Source organism: uncultured Sulfitobacter sp. (assembly GCF_947502895.1).
Taxonomy (GTDB): domain Bacteria; phylum Pseudomonadota; class Alphaproteobacteria; order Rhodobacterales; family Rhodobacteraceae; genus Sulfitobacter.
On record NZ_CANNBM010000001.1, the window covers coordinates 100,635 to 115,442 of the forward strand.

The window sequence follows — 14,808 nt, forward strand, 5'->3', positions numbered from 1 at the left end:
AACAAAAGACCTGCCCACCCCTATGAATTGGTTATATAATTTCATGTTATACACACCCTTCCCCACCTTATTTCTGTGGCACCGTTGCACAGGTGACATATGAAATATGGCACAGGGGATGCGGCGATCGAGGTCAATATCGCCACCAAAAGCGCATTGTTTCAGGCCGTAAAAAATAAATTTGCGGCAGGTGACGGATTCGCGCTGGCCACGCTCAACCTTGATCACCTGACAAAACTGCCAACCGATACCGTCTTTGCACAGGCCTATCACGCGCATGATCTGGTGGTTGCAGACGGGCGTCCTGTCGTCTGGCTGGCACAGCTTGCAGGTAAGCCGCTGGAGCTGATGCCGGGCTCTGATCTGGTGATCCCGCTGAGCAGGACTGCCGCAGAAATGGGTATGCCTGTGGCGCTCGTAGGCAGCTCGGACGCATCGCTGAATGGCGCAAAAGAGGTGCTGGAAGCGTGTATTCAAGAACTGGATATCGTGATGAATTACGCACCACCCTACGGGTTTGATCCTCAGGGCGCGGAAGCGGCAGAAATTTGCGAGAAACTGAATAAATCCGGGGCGCGGCTGTGCTTCATCGCGCTCGGCGCGCCGAAACAGGAGGTATTTGCTGCGTTTGCCCACACCCGCTGTCCAGCGGTGGGGTTTGCCTCTATCGGGGCTGGATTGGATTTTCTGTCGGGAAATCAGGTACGCGCACCCAAAATCATGCGTATGCTGGCACTGGAATGGCTCTGGCGCGCATTGCAAAGCCCGCGGCGGATGGTGCCACGCTATGCCAAGTGCTTTGCCATTCTACCCGCGCTGACAACGGGCGCGTGGCGACAACGTTAATTTACTTGTATTCAATCAGCCGCTTTTGCCCGCCACTGATGCGCCGCCAATAATAACCAAGCACGCCACGCGCCTCGGCAAATTTGCCGATCACACTAAAGAAGGCCCATGTTAGCCCGCCCCGCCGCGCAAGGCGCGCGACCTGTAGCAGATAGACAAATGCTGCGAGCAATCCGAAAACGCCAAACATCAACACCAGCACAATAATCGCCAGTGGGCCCAAAGCACCCCATAAAACTGCGCGGCGTTTCTCGGCCACCCAATGACGCTCGGGCGGGGCGCCATGCAATGCTGCCCCTTCTGCATAGGCGTGGCCCGCACGTTTTGTACGCTGCCACCACTGACCAAAGCGTGTGATCTGCGCATCGTGGGCTGTCATCTCGGCATCCAGCCGCCAGATGCGCCAGCCCGCCTGCCGTAAGCGCACGCACATCTCCGGTTCTTCCCCCGCGATCAAATCATCGCGGTAGCCCCCGACAGCGCGCAGCGCATCCACCCGCATCAGCGCGTCACCACCGCAAGCCCGCGCTTCACCTACCGGTGTGTTCCATTCATCATCAATCAAACTGTTATAAACCGACGCCTCCGGATTGACTTCACGCCTGCGTCCACAGACGACAGCCACATCCGGATGTGCGCCTAAAAACGCCTGCGCCTGCACAAGCCATCCTTCCTGCACCACGCAATCCCCGTCCAGAAACTGCACCAGCTGCGTCTTAACAGGCAACACTGCCAGCCCGGCGTTGCGGGCACGGGCCGCGGTGAAGGGCTGGCTCATATCCAGTGCGACCACCTGTGCCCCCCGCGCCTGCGCCGCCGCAACTGAGCCGTCGGTTGACCCGCTATCCACATAGATCAACGGCGAGACACCTTGCAGCGCGTCAAGGCAGGCAATCAACCGCGCGCCCTCGTTTCGCCCGATCACAATGGCCGCAACACTCACGCGGACTGCTCCCGCAGAAAGCGGCGGTAGGCGGCAGAATCTGTCAAGAACCCCGCTTCGTACAGCGGCTCGATCCCCCGCCAGCTCTGCGCATCTTGTGAATAAAGCGTCAGTGCCTCTTGCGCACGCAACACCTCAAGGCGAGCAGCATCTTCCCCATGGGCCAGATCACCGCTGGCCGCGGTGGCCGCATCGCGCGCGGCGACATTGCCTGCAAACTTGTAGTGACGGATCAGAGCGGAAAAATCAGACACCTGCACATTTTGTGAAAGATGCGGGTGTGGCGCAGGGATGACCCCTGCCCCGTTAAAGATCAGCGGATGTTTGGTCAGACAACAGGCTTCGCCAAACACTTTACCGCGCACACCACCGAATTTGAACTTCAGCGCATCAGACGGCACACGGTTTTCGCGCAGCAAGGCGCCAAAGGCAATCTGATCGCTGCGGTAATCATAGCTGTCCACGGTAGAAATGTCGTAATATGTAAACGCTTCGAGTGCTGCGGTGTAGTCCAGATCACTCACCTGCGCCAACGGCGCCTTTGGGAACATCTCCAGCATCTGCGCCATCAGCGCCGTGTCGCCGCGCGCTTCCAGATAACGGACGAGAGCAGGCAGACCCTGCGCACCATGCCCGATGAAATCAAACTGTTCATCCATATCGACATAGAGACACCAGCGGTTCTGCCCGTATTTCTGCGCAGGATAGGCGCGCATCAAATCCTCGTATTGCGCCAACGGAAGAACGGCGCGGTCCACAACGCACCCCGCCTCACCGCGCAACCGCGCAATCGTGTCATCGGTTGATCCATTGTCGATAAAGGCAAAATGCGAGATGCCCATAGCGCGGTAGTAGCGCAGAAAATCATCAAGATAATAGGCCCCGTCGCGCACCAGTACGATGGCCAGAACCGCACCTTCTGGCACCACGAAATTTTCACCATGCACGTGGGCAACTGCACGCGAAAAACGGCGGCGGCGCGCCGCTTGGGCCAGCCTGTTGCGGATGCGGGTCACAAGGGAGGGGCGTTCGCTCATACCGTGCTGTTTACGCCAGTGTCAGGGGTCGGTCTACCACCAGACGCGGGCAGCACAGAAATTCTGTGCGGTGTGTGTGGTTTTGCCCCGCCCCCGTTTACCGCTCATATCCCGAGGCGCGCTTGTAGCCCCACCATGCCCTGAACCAAAGCATCAGGCGCACCTATTTCAGCGATCTGCGCAAGCAGCGTGGCATTCAATCCGCCCTCGGTCGCCAGCCCCTCTAAAAGCGTTTCAAAATCAGCGCCCTGCACGGACATCTGCCGCATGAAGCCAGCAAAAACTCCCGCGACATAAGCCTCCGCCGCCTTTGAATCACCCGTTTGTTCGGCCAACCACCCGGCACCCGTTTGCATCATCGCCAAAATTGGTGCGGACAATGCAGAGGCAACAAAATGGGCATTCAGCCCAGCCTCGGTGGCGACAGGTATGATTGTATCACTTTCGCCAAACAGTGCGCGCAAGGCATCGCTGTCAGGATGGCAGGGCAAAACCGAACGGCCCGCAGTGATGGAGCTGAGCGGGATCGTCAGTGCAATATCGCTGGCAGGTGCGCACAGCGCCGTTAGCTGAACCAATGGCAGATCAGCCATGACCGAGATAACCGACTGATCCCCCCGCCACGGCAAAGCCGTCAATACGTCACGGGCAACATCCGCCATCAAACACAGGAACACGACGTCGGCCCCGCTCACGACATCGGGATTGTCGAGAACCCTCACATCGTCAAACCGCTGCGCCAAATCCGCAGCCGTGGCCGCATTGCGCGAAGACACCAGCAAATCATGCCCCCGTCCCGACAAGGCCTCGACCATTGCGGCTGCGATAACACCTGTTCCGACAAATCCAACCCGCATGTGCCCCGGCCCCTTAGTTGATACGGTCCATCCTGTTATAAGACCGCACGCGGCGCATCAGGGTCAAGGGCGGGTATGCCGCGCTAAGGCTTGCTGCTGCGTCCTTTCGGCGGTTCGGTGCTATTTGCAGTTTCGCGCAACTCGGGCGTGTAGAACGTCTGCTGTGCACGGCCCTGCTTTTTGGACGCATAAAGGGCGATGTCCGCATCCTCCAGCACCGTCTCGCGGGTGGCGGATCTGCCGCCCTGTATCCAGACCGTACCGATACTGGCCGATATTTCACACAGTGCACCGTTGAACGGGATCGGCACCTCAATCCGGCTGATGATACGGCGGCCGATACGTTCCAATACATCCAGATCGCGCACCTCTGGTAAAATAACGGTAAATTCGTCTCCCCCCACCCGCGCAACAGTATCGGATGCACGGGTCTCTTCCAGCATGGCGGCTGCGACAATCTGAAGAACATGATCCCCCGCTGCATGGCCCAACGTATCATTAACAGCCTTGAAGTAATCCAGATCAATATGCATCACCGCAAAAGCCGCTTGCGCGGCCAACAACCGCTCCAGCATCTGGTCCAGTGCACGGCGGTTTTTCAGACCTGTCAGCGTATCGGTATAGGCTTGCTCCTCTGCGGCGACCTTTGCACCCTGCAAGCGCAAGTTCAGCTTGCGCGAGGCCTCCATCGCTGCCGTCTTGGCCTCGACCAGATAGAGCATTTCGATAGCGAGATCGGTGGCCGCGAAATCGGCATTGGTCAGCGCATAATCACGCACACCGTCCAGAATAGAGATGCCGAAGGACATGTTCACAATCGACGCCCCACCGCCCACAGGCACCAATACACCTTTGAGCCTTGCTGGTGGCGTCCCCGCCATCTCAAGATGCAGTTTGAGATGCTTTGCCGCGTGCAACTGCGCCAGTGTGGTAATCCCCCTCGGGCGTACCACATTCACGGCATCCAGAAACGGCATCCCCGAAAATGCCAGATCAGGGCGCAGTTTTTGCGTGGTTGGCCCTGCATGTATGATGACACCCTGCGCATCCAGCATAAGGTGCAGCGGGCATAAAACATCCAGAACGTCAGGATCCAGAACAGGCGCGCTCATGCGCTCATCCCCAATTGAAAGTCGCGCCCGTCGGCATAGTCGCTTTGCACCAACTGAATACGCACCGTTTCACGGCCTGTGCCGCTGCTCTCCAGCTCCAGCAAAGCCAATGCGCCGTAATCATCCGCCATAACCCGCAGCACACCCATCATCAGATGGCCGAACCCGTCAATCGGGCTGTCACAAATCAGGCTGTAGCGCGCGTCGGGATGGCCGTGCAATTCAATCGCGGGCAACTGCAGCTCGGCCACCGCCATACGGGCACGGTCCGGCAGATCATCCAGCGAATGTAGGAAATCCTCAAAATTTACCCCGCCAAACCGCAACAGACGGCGCACCGCCTCGGTCTTGGGGTGCGAGACAAGGTAGCTGCCGATATCCTCCATCACCTCGCCACGCGGACGTCGCAACACCAGCCCGATGGCATCCAGAACCGCAGGTGTTACCGCGTCGTCATAGGGCAACATCGCCTCGAAATCCGGCGGCGAGACACCTGCCCGCGCGGCCACTTCCAGCCAGACATCACTGCCGTAACTGTCGGTGACAAAATTCTGAAAACTGCGATTGATAAGCCCGTGCATAAAAGTCTCATATTCCAAGTGCACTGGCAGTTTTCGCTGGCACTCATTAACAAGAGGCTAAATGTAACCGGGTTTCACAGACTTTGGTTAAAAATCCGTTGGCGCGCCGCCCTCGGCTTTGCGGCGTTCCACAAAGGCCGCCAACTCGTCGCGGATCGCGATATCCATTGGTGGCTCTTCAAAGCTGCCGACAATTTCCTTGAACATGTGATGCGCACGCTCTTGTGTCCAGATGCCGCCCGCCACCTCCCATCCTTCGTAGTTCGTCCAATCGCTCAGAAACGGCTGGTAAAAGGCGGTGGTATAGCGGTCCTGAGTATGCTGGATGCCAAAGAAGTGGCCTTGATTACCTACAGATTTTATCGCGTCCAGCGCGATTTCGTCAGGGCCGGTGGCGCAAATTTCGGGCTGCATATAGCGCTGGATCTGCTGCAGGATCTCGCAATCCATGATGAACTTTTCTGGGCTGGCGATCAGCCCACCCTCCAGCCAGCCGGCCGCGTGATAGACCATATTGGTGCCTGACTGCACCGCAGCCCACAGGCTGTTGGAGGTCTCCCACATGGCCTGCCCGTCCGGCACGTTCGCGGCGCACACACCAGAAGAACGCATCGGCAACCCGTAAAAACGGCACAGCTGTCCCGTCATCTGCGTCGCGCGCATGTATTCAGGCGTGCCAAAGGCAGGTGCACCCGTTTTCATATCAACGTTGGAGGTGAACGTCCCAACCGCCACGCTTGCCCCCGGACGGATGATCTGTGCCAACACCACAGCGATCAGCGCCTCGGCCAGTGACTGCGCCACGGCCCCTGACATGGTCACAGGGGCCATTGCCCCTGCCAGCGTGAATGGCGTCACCACCAAGCCCTGATTGCGCCGCGCAATACGCATCCAGCCATCCAGCATCGGGATGTCGTGTTTCAGTGGCGAGGTTGAGTTGATGTTGGTGTACATCTTGGGGCTGGCTTCGAACTCCTCATCCGTCCAGCCCCCCGAGATGCGCACCATTTCCATCACGTCTTCCACACGTTCGCGGCCAAGCGAATAAGCGTGCATCGCCTTATCCGTCAGCGTCAGTTTGTCATACAGAACATCGAGGTGGCGCACAGAGGCGTGGATATCTACAGGCTCTACCGGATAGCCACCGGCAAAGTGGATGCAGTTGAAATACTGGGTCAATTTCAACAGATCGCGGCACATTTCCCGTGTGCCAGGCACTTTGCGGTTCAGCGCCATGTCCCAATAGTTGGGCGGCGACGACACGTTCCCGAACACCAGATTTTTGCCGCCAATCGTGATCTTGCGATCAGGATTGCGCGGCGTGATTACAAACTCGGAGGGTGCCATGGCGACGTATTCCATCACCATATCGCGGCCCATACGCACATTTTCACCATCAATGGTGCAGCCCGCCTTGCGCAAAACTTCCAACGCTTCGGGGTTCAGGATTTCGATACCTATTTCTTCGAGAATTCGCATTGCACCGTCATGCACCGCAGCCACCCCTTCAGGGCTCAGCGGCTCTGTCGGGCGATCGATGTTGATCGGCGGGCTCCACGGCATCTGTTCAATAACAGCCGTACCACGGCGGGTTTGTGCACCAGCGCGGCCACCGCCACGGGTTCTGCGTTTGGGCTGATCAGACATGTGCATGCTCCTTGGGCTTGTACCCCTTAACAGGCCTCAGCCCTCACACAGCAGCCTATCTATTACCGACAAATTCTGTCGTTTTCGACATGTCATTCGGCGTTACTGGGTTTCCAACCATGCTGGGATTTCCCCGATATCGCGCAAAACAACATCAGCCAACGGCGCCAATTGGTCCGCCACTGCCCCGCCTGTCAAAACAGCAACCGTGCGCATCCCCGCCGTGCGCCCTGCATGCAAATCATGGGTGCTGTCACCAACCATAACAATTTGCTCGGGCGGCAGATCTACGGCTGCGGCAAAGGCCAACAATTGTCCCGCCGCAGGTTTACCGCCATGGCCACTGTCATACCCCGCAATGAAATCGAACAATCCCGTTACCCCAGCGCCGTCCAGATGCGCGCGCGCAGGCGCTTCGCTGTCGTTGGTAGCAACGCCCAACTTCAGCCCCGCTGCGCGGAACCCGGTAAGCAACGGAACCAAAGGAACAGCGGGCATTTGTGGCGCAAGGGCTGCTTCTTCGTTCAGCATCTCCAAAAGGCCTGCCTCGGACATATGTGTGAAAAAGGGCGCGATGGTAGCCGTCACTTCCTGGGGCGTTCCAGCGATTACAATGCTTTCGGTGGCGAACTTCCGCTTATCGAGGTCAAAGCCGATGGCCTGCCCCACCTGTGCAGCATGGGCCGTGTCACCCTCGGCAGCACGGAGCAAGAACGCCGCGGCCCATGCCTCCCATGTGGTGGCGAAGTCAAACAATGTACCGTCCTTGTCAAAGCATAGGCCGTTGATTGGAATAGATTTCCTGCTCATGTCCAATGCACCTGACCACCACCGGGCAGCGCCATACGCGCCTCTGACAAACGCTCGTAAGGAAGCTGGTTTGCGTCGCTGCACCCGACCACCCAAGCATCATCCATCATGATGAAATCCAGCACCGAACCCAAGAACGCAGGATCATTCACCGCGCCGCGCATATCGGCCTCTGAAGCGCCTGTAGACCCTAAAAACACTGGCAAAAGGTCTTCGTTGCCAACCAACCAACCCAAAGCCTGAAGGGCTACGGTCTCTGCATTACTTTGGGTCATACTCATGGACACACTCCAATTGCCTCAAAATCTCAACGCTTTGTTAACCAATTGCTTAGACAACTAACGCTCAACAAACAACACGTGCGGGAAAGGATCGAAAGTGCAGGGTAAAATCCTCATCGTTGACGGTATTTCGACCAACCGGATTGTGTTGAAGGTCAAGCTATCTGCAGCATTCTATCAAGTTTTACAGGCTGGCACGATTGAAGAAGCCCTTGATGTGGTCGCCGTGGAAGAACCTGATTTGATCTTGTCTGCGATGACCCTGCCAGACGGCACTGCTGCACATCTTTGCAAGGCGCTGCGCACCTCGGGCCAGACCGCCAAACCCTCCGTATTGGCCATCGGAAGCGCGATAGATACCACCACGCGGCTGGATGCCCTGCGCGCTGGCGCATTTGACGTGATGCAGCGCCCCGTAAACGAGATGTTGTTGATGGGGCGGGTGCGCAACATGCTGCGCGCCCATCACAAGCTGGCCGAGTGGCAAATCCGTGACGATACCACCTGTGCGCTGGGTCTTGCCGAAGCTCCGGCCGAGTTTTTGCGCCCTGGGGCGATCACTTTGGTGGGAACCGAAGCAGGACCATTGCAAACCTGGGTCCGCCAGATGCAGCCACAATTACGCGCCAGCTATAGCGTTGCATTGCTGCGCGATGCGATGGCTGGCTTGCATGCAGGGGCGCCCGCCGATGCGGTTGTGATCGCCTTGCCTGACACGCCTGCACAGGCCGATGCCTGCCTACAACTGATCCCTGCCTTGCGGGCCAGCGCACAAACCCGCAACACGGCTCTTCTGGTGATCCAGAAAACATCCGATCCCGTCCGCGCGACCTCGGCTCTCGATATGGGGGCCGATGATGTGATGATCACGGGTTTTGATGCCGCAGAAGCGGGACTGCGCCTGAACGCCTTGCTGCACCGTAAACGTCAGGTTGCGCAAATGCTGCAAAGCGTGCGTACAGGTCTGCGCGAGGTCGTGCACGACCCCCTGACCGGACTGTATAACCGACGCTATGCCACGCCCTATATGGACAGACTCATTCGCCAAAGCGCGAGTACCAATGGCCCGTTGGCGGTGATCCTTGCAGATATGGACCACTTCAAACGCATCAATGATGTCTATGGCCATGCCTCTGGCGATGCTGTTCTGATCGAGACGGCGCGCAGGCTGAATGCCGCTTTGCGTCCGTCGGATATGATCGCGCGGATCGGCGGAGAGGAGTTCCTGATCGCCATGCCAGCAACAGATCTGACGACCGCACGTCGCATCGCTGACCGTTTGTGCCATGCAATCAGCGCCGTGCCTTTCATCATTCCTGGCGCGGCTGAACCTGTGGCCATCACCATCAGCATCGGCCTGACCTCCAGCACAGCACGCCACGAGATGAACCGTCACGCGCCGGAAACGGTAGAAAGCCTGATAGACCGCGCGGACAAGGCGCTGTACGGCGCAAAGATGCAGGGCCGCAACCGCGTTGCACTCCACAGACCCCACAGTCGCCCCGCAGCCTGAGGCAAAGGCTGAGGGCACAACGACATGCAGCCCGCCGCGCCTTACACCCTCCCGATCACATTAGTCGCGGTTTTTCTTGCGCTCTTTCCATTTCGTGGACCGACGCTCGCTCAGCTCTTCGAGCCGGTCAGCATAGGCACCGCGTTCGGCTACCGACATCTGCGACACTTCCTTCAGCCACGCCGTATTCACTGCCTCGATCCGCGCAAACCCCGCCTTGCGCTGTGCAGCCAGCAGATCGGCCGCCGCTTGCGCATCGAAAGGATCAGCACGCAATACCGCCAGCATCTGCATCGGGTCCACACGCGCGGTGCTGAGCGGGTCACGGGTTTGTTCGCGGATCGATGTGCGTGCCTCACGCGGCAGTGCCTTCATGTAGATAGCCGCACCCCTGTCTGCACGCGGCCCGCCCTTGCCGCCTTCTTTGTGGCGCCACGCAGCCCCCGCCATGGCCGCAACCACGGCAAGGTTCACCGCCAATGATACTGCCAGCACAATGGGCATGATCCGTCTACGGCCTGTCATCTCGTTATCCTTCATCATTACCCCACCCGAAATCAGACATCAGCGTCAGATCTGCATCAATGTCCTGCTCAACGGCGCCGACCAGCACAAGCGGATCAAACCCTTCTGCGGGCGGCGCTATTCCAAACCAAAAGCCAGCGGCAGTCGCAGTGACCAAGCCGCCTACACCCGCAGGGCCGCCCACCGCCGCGATGATACGCTGCCAGATGGGCTTGCGCGGTTGATGGGCCTGCGCGTCTGCCAGAATGCGCGCCGCCAGATCATCCGGCAGCGGCGCAGGGGCCGCGCGGGCTGCGTCGAATGCCGCCTCTAGGTCGAAAGGATCACGCTGTGTCATCTACATATCCCAATGCATCGCGCTGCGCGGCCAAATCCGCACTCAGCGCCCGTTTTCCGCGGGCAGTCAGGCTCTCGACAGCCTCAACCCCCACGTCCAGAATTTCGGCGATTTCGGGGTTCGCCATCCCTTCGATATGCCGCAGCACAACCGCCTGCCGCTGCCTGTCGGGCAGGCGCATCAACGCGGCTTGCAGGGCATCATGGCGCGCACTGTTCTGCAAGCGGTCTTCTGCGCTGGGTGACGGATCGGCGGGTGTATTCACATCATCCAGCACGTCCGTTTGCCGCATCCGCAACCTGTCAGAGCACAGGTTTGCAACCACACGGTAGACCCATGTTGCCGCCTGCGCACGCCCTGCATCCCAGTTCGGTGCCTGTTTCCAAAGACGCAGCATCGCCTCTTGTGTCACATCCTCCGCCTCGGCCCTGTCGCCCAGTACACGGGCGGCATGGGCGAACGCACGCGGGGACAAGCGCGCAGACAACAGGCGCGCAGCAGCCTCGTCGCCAGCAGCATAACGCGCCAGCAAAGCTGCATCGGCCTCACGTGCCGCCATCTGCTCGGTTGTGTCTCTCAACAGGTCATTCCCATCTGCACCCGCCCTTCGCAAAAAGGGCGGGTGCACCGCGATTAAAGGCTTAGTCGGCGTTGCGCTTTTTGCCATGTTTGCCATGGCCGCGCAGCTTAGCAAACTCTTCCATGCTAAGCCCGCCACTGCTGTCTTTGTCCAGCTTTTCGATCATCCGCGCAGGGTCGCGGCGCTCTTGCATCTCGGCCAGCGTGAGGGTGCCGCTGTTGTCCGCGTCCAACTTCTCAAACCGTTTGGCGGCCCGTTTGCCCATCTTGCCCGACGCAGCTTTTTCCAACTCTGCACTGCTCAAAGAGCCGTCACCGTCGGCATCATACTTTTTGAGCAGATGCGCCTTACGCTTGCCTTGGGCCATGGCTGCCATTTCTTCTTGGGTCAATGCCCCATCGCCATTCGCATCAGCCGCTGCAAACCGTGCCGCTGCCTGTGCGCGCAATTCATCTGCCGTCACCTGACCGTCTCCGTTGGAATCGATCTGCGAAAACCGCTCTTCCATATTCGCGCCGCCATCACGGGCCTGCGCGCTGGTGGCAACCAAACCTGCAACGATTGCGACAACTGTTAGTGTTTCTTTAAACATGGTGTTCTCCGTTTTGCTCTCTGCATCGGTCTGTTTCGCCGTGCAGTTGGATGTCTTACGCAATCCGGCTAGAGTTCCGTCGCAGAAATCTGCAAATAATTTGGCCTTAGGCATGTTGAGACAAATCGCCACCTTTTATTCGACCGATATGTTAGGCAAACCCATGTCTTATCCGCAGCAGGACCAATCATGACAGATACCACAAGCCAACCCCGCGAAGCTTCCTCCACCCAAGACGGCGAGGGCGAGCGTTTGCGCATGCCCGCCATGATGCGCGGCTGGCGCGGCAAATGCCCTAACTGTGGCGCAGGCCCCCTGCTGCACAGCTATCTCAAGGTGAACGACCAATGCGCCGTCTGCGAGCAGGAATTACACCACCATCGCGCCGATGACGGGCCTGCCTATCTGACAATTCTGCTCGTCGGGCATCTTATGGGCGTCATGCTCCATTTTGTCTTTGTACATTTCCGACCCGAACCGATCGTGCTGTTTACCATCTTTTCGGTTGGCAGCATCGGATTGTCTCTCTACCTTCTTCCCAGATTCAAAGGGGCGATCGTAGGCTTTCAATGGGCCAAGGAAATGGGCGGTTTTGCACGCAAACGCTGATTGTTCCTCCCACAACCAACGAGGAACAGATGAGCATAGATAAAACCGCGATCCGAAATGCAGCCACCGTGATCGTGATCCGCGACCGTATGACTGCGCCCTCTATCCTGATGGGCCAGCGTGGTGCAAAAGCGGCTTTTATGCCCAACAAATTTGTCTTTCCAGGCGGCGCGGTTGATCCTGCGGACGCGCAGGTGCCATTGGCTGCCGGACTGCCCGACCAATGCGCAGCCCGCATCAGCGATGATGTAACATCCGATCTGGCCCATGCCATTCCTGTCGCCGCCATACGCGAACTTTGGGAGGAAACGGGCCTTGTTCTGGGCTCCAAGGGCACGTGGAACGGAGAAGTTCACCCCGATTGGCAGAGCTTTGCAGATACGGGCCACTTGCCCGATGCCCGCGCGCTGCAATTCGTATTCCGCGCCCTCACCCCGCCCGGACGGCCCCGCCGTTTCGATGCGCGCTTCTTCTTGGTTGATGTCGATGCCATAGCCAGTGATCCTGATGATTTCGGCGCCGCCAGTGACGAGCTTTCGCATCTGCAATGGGTGCCACTGACCCGCGCGCGGAGTTTCGATATGCCCTTTATCACCGAGGTCGTTCTGGCCGAAGTCGAGGCCCGTGCAAAAGATCTGTCGCCCCCCTCTTCTGTTCCCTATTTCAAAAATAACGACGAAGAGAGCCTGTTTTTACGTCTGCGCGGCCATAAGACCCCGTATGAGGAACAGCCCTGACCCTAGATCGCAAGGATCAGCAGCAGGATCGACGCGACCAGTACGGCCATACCCAGCGCCTCGCGTGTGGTGATCTTTTCGCGGAAAAACAGCGTCGAGGCGATCACACTCAGGATCAGCTCCACCTGCCCCAGCGCCTTGACATAGGCCGCGTTTTGCAAGGTGAATGCGATGAACCAGCACAGCGATCCCCCCATAGAGGTCAGCCCGATCCATACCGCTACACGGCGCGCACGCCAGACGCGACGCATCTCGCCGCTTTCCCGCAGCGCCAGCCATATTGCCATAATCACCGTCTGCATCGCCACCACAGCCATCAGCGTCACGCCTGCGCGCAGCAGCGGATCATCCGTGGCCAGCGTCAGCGACGCCCCGCGATAGCTTACAGCTGAAAAAGCAAACAATATGCCCGACGCAATCCCCAGCCGTGCCGCGCGGTTGCGCAGGTCGGACAGGTGAAAACCAGTCGCCTCTTTGCCCCCCGACAACAGCAAAAGCCCGACCAGCCCCAAAGTGATAGCGGCAAAACCGCCCCAGCTCACCAATTCTCCCAGTAGCAGCACGCCCACAAGCACGGTCTGGATCACTTCGGTCTTTTTGAAGGTAATCCCAACGGCAAAGTTACGCTCTTTGAACAGGGCCACCACGCAGACCGTGGCAAGGATTTGTGTAGTCCCCCCCAACAGGCCAAAGCCCCAGAACCGCGCGTCAAGCGCAGGTAGCGATGCGCCTGTTGCCTGCATATAAGCCACCAACAGAAGTGCAATGAAGGGGGCGGAATAGATGAACCGCGAAAACGTCGCTCCCGCCGGGCTCAGTGTCGCGGTGGCAAGCACCTTTTGCAGCATAAACCGCACCGTCTGGAACGCCGCCGCCAGCAAGGTAACAATGATCCAGAGTTCGGGCATATCCATTTGCCCCTAGTGCCTCAATCCGCGCCGCCCCGCCAGAGCGGATGTGGCACATCATCCTTGCACCGCCACAGATAGCGGCGAAAAACCTCGCCGTAAGACGCATAGACATAGCCGCCGTTGCGCGTCACATAGCGTTCGCGCTGCGCACGGTAGAGCGGCCAAAGCCGATACCAAGGCACGTCGGGATGCATGTGATGGACGACATGCAAGCTGTTGTTGAGAAACAAAAACGCCAACAGGCCACGGTCTTCGATGATAACCGTCCGGCCCGAGACACGAGCGTGGGCCTGATGCTCCAGAAAGGTGCGGATGCGCAGTACCGATAATGCGCAATAACACGCCAGCAGATACAGCCAGACGGACATGTCAGACAGCCCAACCAGCCAAAGCGTCAAGACAACCCCGGGCAGATGCGCCAGCCAGTCGCGCGCGACATGCGGCGCACCGCGACGGATCGCAGCCAGATCACCGCGCCAGAACATAAACATCCCGATCAACGGCCCGATCACGATCCGCCCCGCCAACGTATTGTTGATCTGCAAAACCTGCCGCTGCCAGCCCGCCAGACCGTTCCAGACAGCAGGGTCCAGATAGTTACTTTCGGGATCATCATAAGGATCGGTCAGATTGGCGTCCCTGTGATGGGCCAAATGGGTCCGCTTGAACCGCAGATACGGCACAAACAGTCCCGGTTGCCACAGGCCCAGCAGCGTCTCGGCCTGCGTATGACCAAACGGATGGCCGTGCAGGATTTCATGGGCAAGCGAGCTATGCAGCGTCAGCGCCAGAACCAGAAGCACAAAGGCGATCGGACCCCAGCCCGTGGGCAGCATCAAGGCACCAGCCCATACCCCCCCGAACGCCAAAATCAGCAGGACCGTAGGCCA

The 14,808-nt window shown here is 58.7% G+C and carries 18 protein-coding genes; 4 read left to right on the forward strand and 14 right to left on the reverse strand.

The features are described 5' to 3' along the window. Positions 1-99: 99 nt before the first annotated feature. Positions 100-846: a WecB/TagA/CpsF family glycosyltransferase gene (locus Q0903_RS00445; protein ID WP_299411834.1), complete on the forward strand. Its 747-nt coding sequence runs from the start codon at positions 100-102 to the stop codon at positions 844-846. 1 nt (position 847) lies between these two features. Here Q0903_RS00445 and Q0903_RS00450 read toward each other — a convergent pair whose 3' ends face one another. The 8 genes from Q0903_RS00450 to Q0903_RS00485 form a co-directional block, all read right to left on the reverse strand. Continuing rightward, entirely contained in the window at positions 848-1,789 is a 942-nt protein-coding gene (locus Q0903_RS00450) for a glycosyltransferase family 2 protein (protein ID WP_299411836.1), read from the reverse strand. Continuing rightward, complete coding sequence (locus Q0903_RS00455) at positions 1,786-2,826, reverse strand: glycosyltransferase family 2 protein (RefSeq protein WP_299411838.1); 1,041 nt, start codon at positions 2,824-2,826, stop codon at positions 1,786-1,788. The genes Q0903_RS00450 and Q0903_RS00455 overlap by 4 nt, the downstream gene beginning before the upstream one ends. 104 nt (positions 2,827-2,930) lie before the next feature. Beyond that, positions 2,931-3,683, reverse strand: coding sequence for an NAD(P)-binding domain-containing protein (locus tag Q0903_RS00460; RefSeq protein WP_299411839.1), 753 nt, complete (start codon positions 3,681-3,683; stop codon positions 2,931-2,933). Positions 3,684-3,766: 83 nt separating this feature from the next. After that, a complete protein-coding gene (locus tag Q0903_RS00465; RefSeq protein WP_299024025.1) occupies positions 3,767-4,795 on the reverse strand; it encodes a GGDEF domain-containing protein in 1,029 nt (342 codons plus the stop codon). Then, positions 4,792-5,376, reverse strand: coding sequence for a heme NO-binding domain-containing protein (locus Q0903_RS00470; protein WP_299027608.1), 585 nt, complete (start codon positions 5,374-5,376; stop codon positions 4,792-4,794). Before Q0903_RS00470 ends, Q0903_RS00465 begins: the two co-directional genes overlap by 4 nt. Positions 5,377-5,463: 87 nt before the next feature. After that, complete coding sequence (locus tag Q0903_RS00475) at positions 5,464-7,023, reverse strand: trimethylamine methyltransferase family protein (RefSeq protein ID WP_299024027.1); 1,560 nt, start codon at positions 7,021-7,023, stop codon at positions 5,464-5,466. Positions 7,024-7,125: 102 nt separating this feature from the next. Continuing rightward, complete coding sequence (locus Q0903_RS00480; RefSeq protein ID WP_299411843.1) at positions 7,126-7,833, reverse strand: HAD family hydrolase; 708 nt, start codon at positions 7,831-7,833, stop codon at positions 7,126-7,128. Beyond that, entirely contained in the window at positions 7,830-8,114 is a 285-nt protein-coding gene (locus Q0903_RS00485; protein WP_299411846.1) for a DUF3572 domain-containing protein, read from the reverse strand. The genes Q0903_RS00480 and Q0903_RS00485 overlap by 4 nt, the downstream gene beginning before the upstream one ends. A 97-nt stretch (positions 8,115-8,211) precedes the next feature. Here Q0903_RS00485 and Q0903_RS00490 point away from each other — a divergent pair, with 97 nt between their 5' ends. Next, positions 8,212-9,627, forward strand: a complete 1,416-nt coding sequence (locus Q0903_RS00490) for a diguanylate cyclase (protein ID WP_299411848.1) — start codon at positions 8,212-8,214, stop codon at positions 9,625-9,627. A gap of 60 nt (positions 9,628-9,687) precedes the next feature. Here the strand turns inward: Q0903_RS00490 and Q0903_RS00495 are convergent, their stop codons facing one another. The 4 genes from Q0903_RS00495 to Q0903_RS00510 all read right to left on the reverse strand — a co-directional run bounded on the left by Q0903_RS00495 (position 9,688) and on the right by Q0903_RS00510 (position 11,661). Further along, entirely contained in the window at positions 9,688-10,152 is a 465-nt protein-coding gene (locus tag Q0903_RS00495) for a periplasmic heavy metal sensor (protein ID WP_299411850.1), read from the reverse strand. A 4-nt stretch (positions 10,153-10,156) separates the two neighbouring features. Next, positions 10,157-10,489 (reverse strand): hypothetical protein, encoded by a 333-nt coding sequence (locus tag Q0903_RS00500; protein WP_299411853.1) that lies wholly within the window; start codon positions 10,487-10,489, stop codon positions 10,157-10,159. Further along, a complete protein-coding gene (locus tag Q0903_RS00505) occupies positions 10,476-11,048 on the reverse strand; it encodes an RNA polymerase sigma factor (protein ID WP_299027611.1) in 573 nt (190 codons plus the stop codon). The genes Q0903_RS00500 and Q0903_RS00505 overlap by 14 nt, the downstream gene beginning before the upstream one ends. Before the next feature lie 82 nt (positions 11,049-11,130). Next, positions 11,131-11,661, reverse strand: a complete 531-nt coding sequence (locus Q0903_RS00510) for a calcium sensor EFh (protein WP_299411855.1) — start codon at positions 11,659-11,661, stop codon at positions 11,131-11,133. A gap of 258 nt (positions 11,662-11,919) precedes the next feature. On the opposite strand from Q0903_RS00510, the gene Q0903_RS00515 reads away from it, so the two are divergent. Next, on the forward strand, positions 11,920-12,270 hold the full coding sequence (locus Q0903_RS00515) for a DUF983 domain-containing protein (RefSeq protein ID WP_299027614.1): 351 nt from the start codon (positions 11,920-11,922) through the stop codon (positions 12,268-12,270). A gap of 29 nt (positions 12,271-12,299) precedes the next feature. Then, positions 12,300-13,007, forward strand: coding sequence for an NUDIX hydrolase (locus tag Q0903_RS00520; RefSeq protein ID WP_299024040.1), 708 nt, complete (start codon positions 12,300-12,302; stop codon positions 13,005-13,007). A gap of 2 nt (positions 13,008-13,009) precedes the next feature. On the opposite strand, the gene Q0903_RS00525 is transcribed toward Q0903_RS00520, so the two are convergent. Beyond that, positions 13,010-13,915, reverse strand: a complete 906-nt coding sequence (locus tag Q0903_RS00525; protein WP_299027618.1) for an EamA family transporter — start codon at positions 13,913-13,915, stop codon at positions 13,010-13,012. Positions 13,916-13,935: 20 nt separating this feature from the next. Further along, on the reverse strand, positions 13,936-14,754 hold the full coding sequence (locus Q0903_RS00530; RefSeq protein WP_299414438.1) for a fatty acid desaturase: 819 nt from the start codon (positions 14,752-14,754) through the stop codon (positions 13,936-13,938). Between the last annotated feature and the right edge of the window lie 54 nt (positions 14,755-14,808).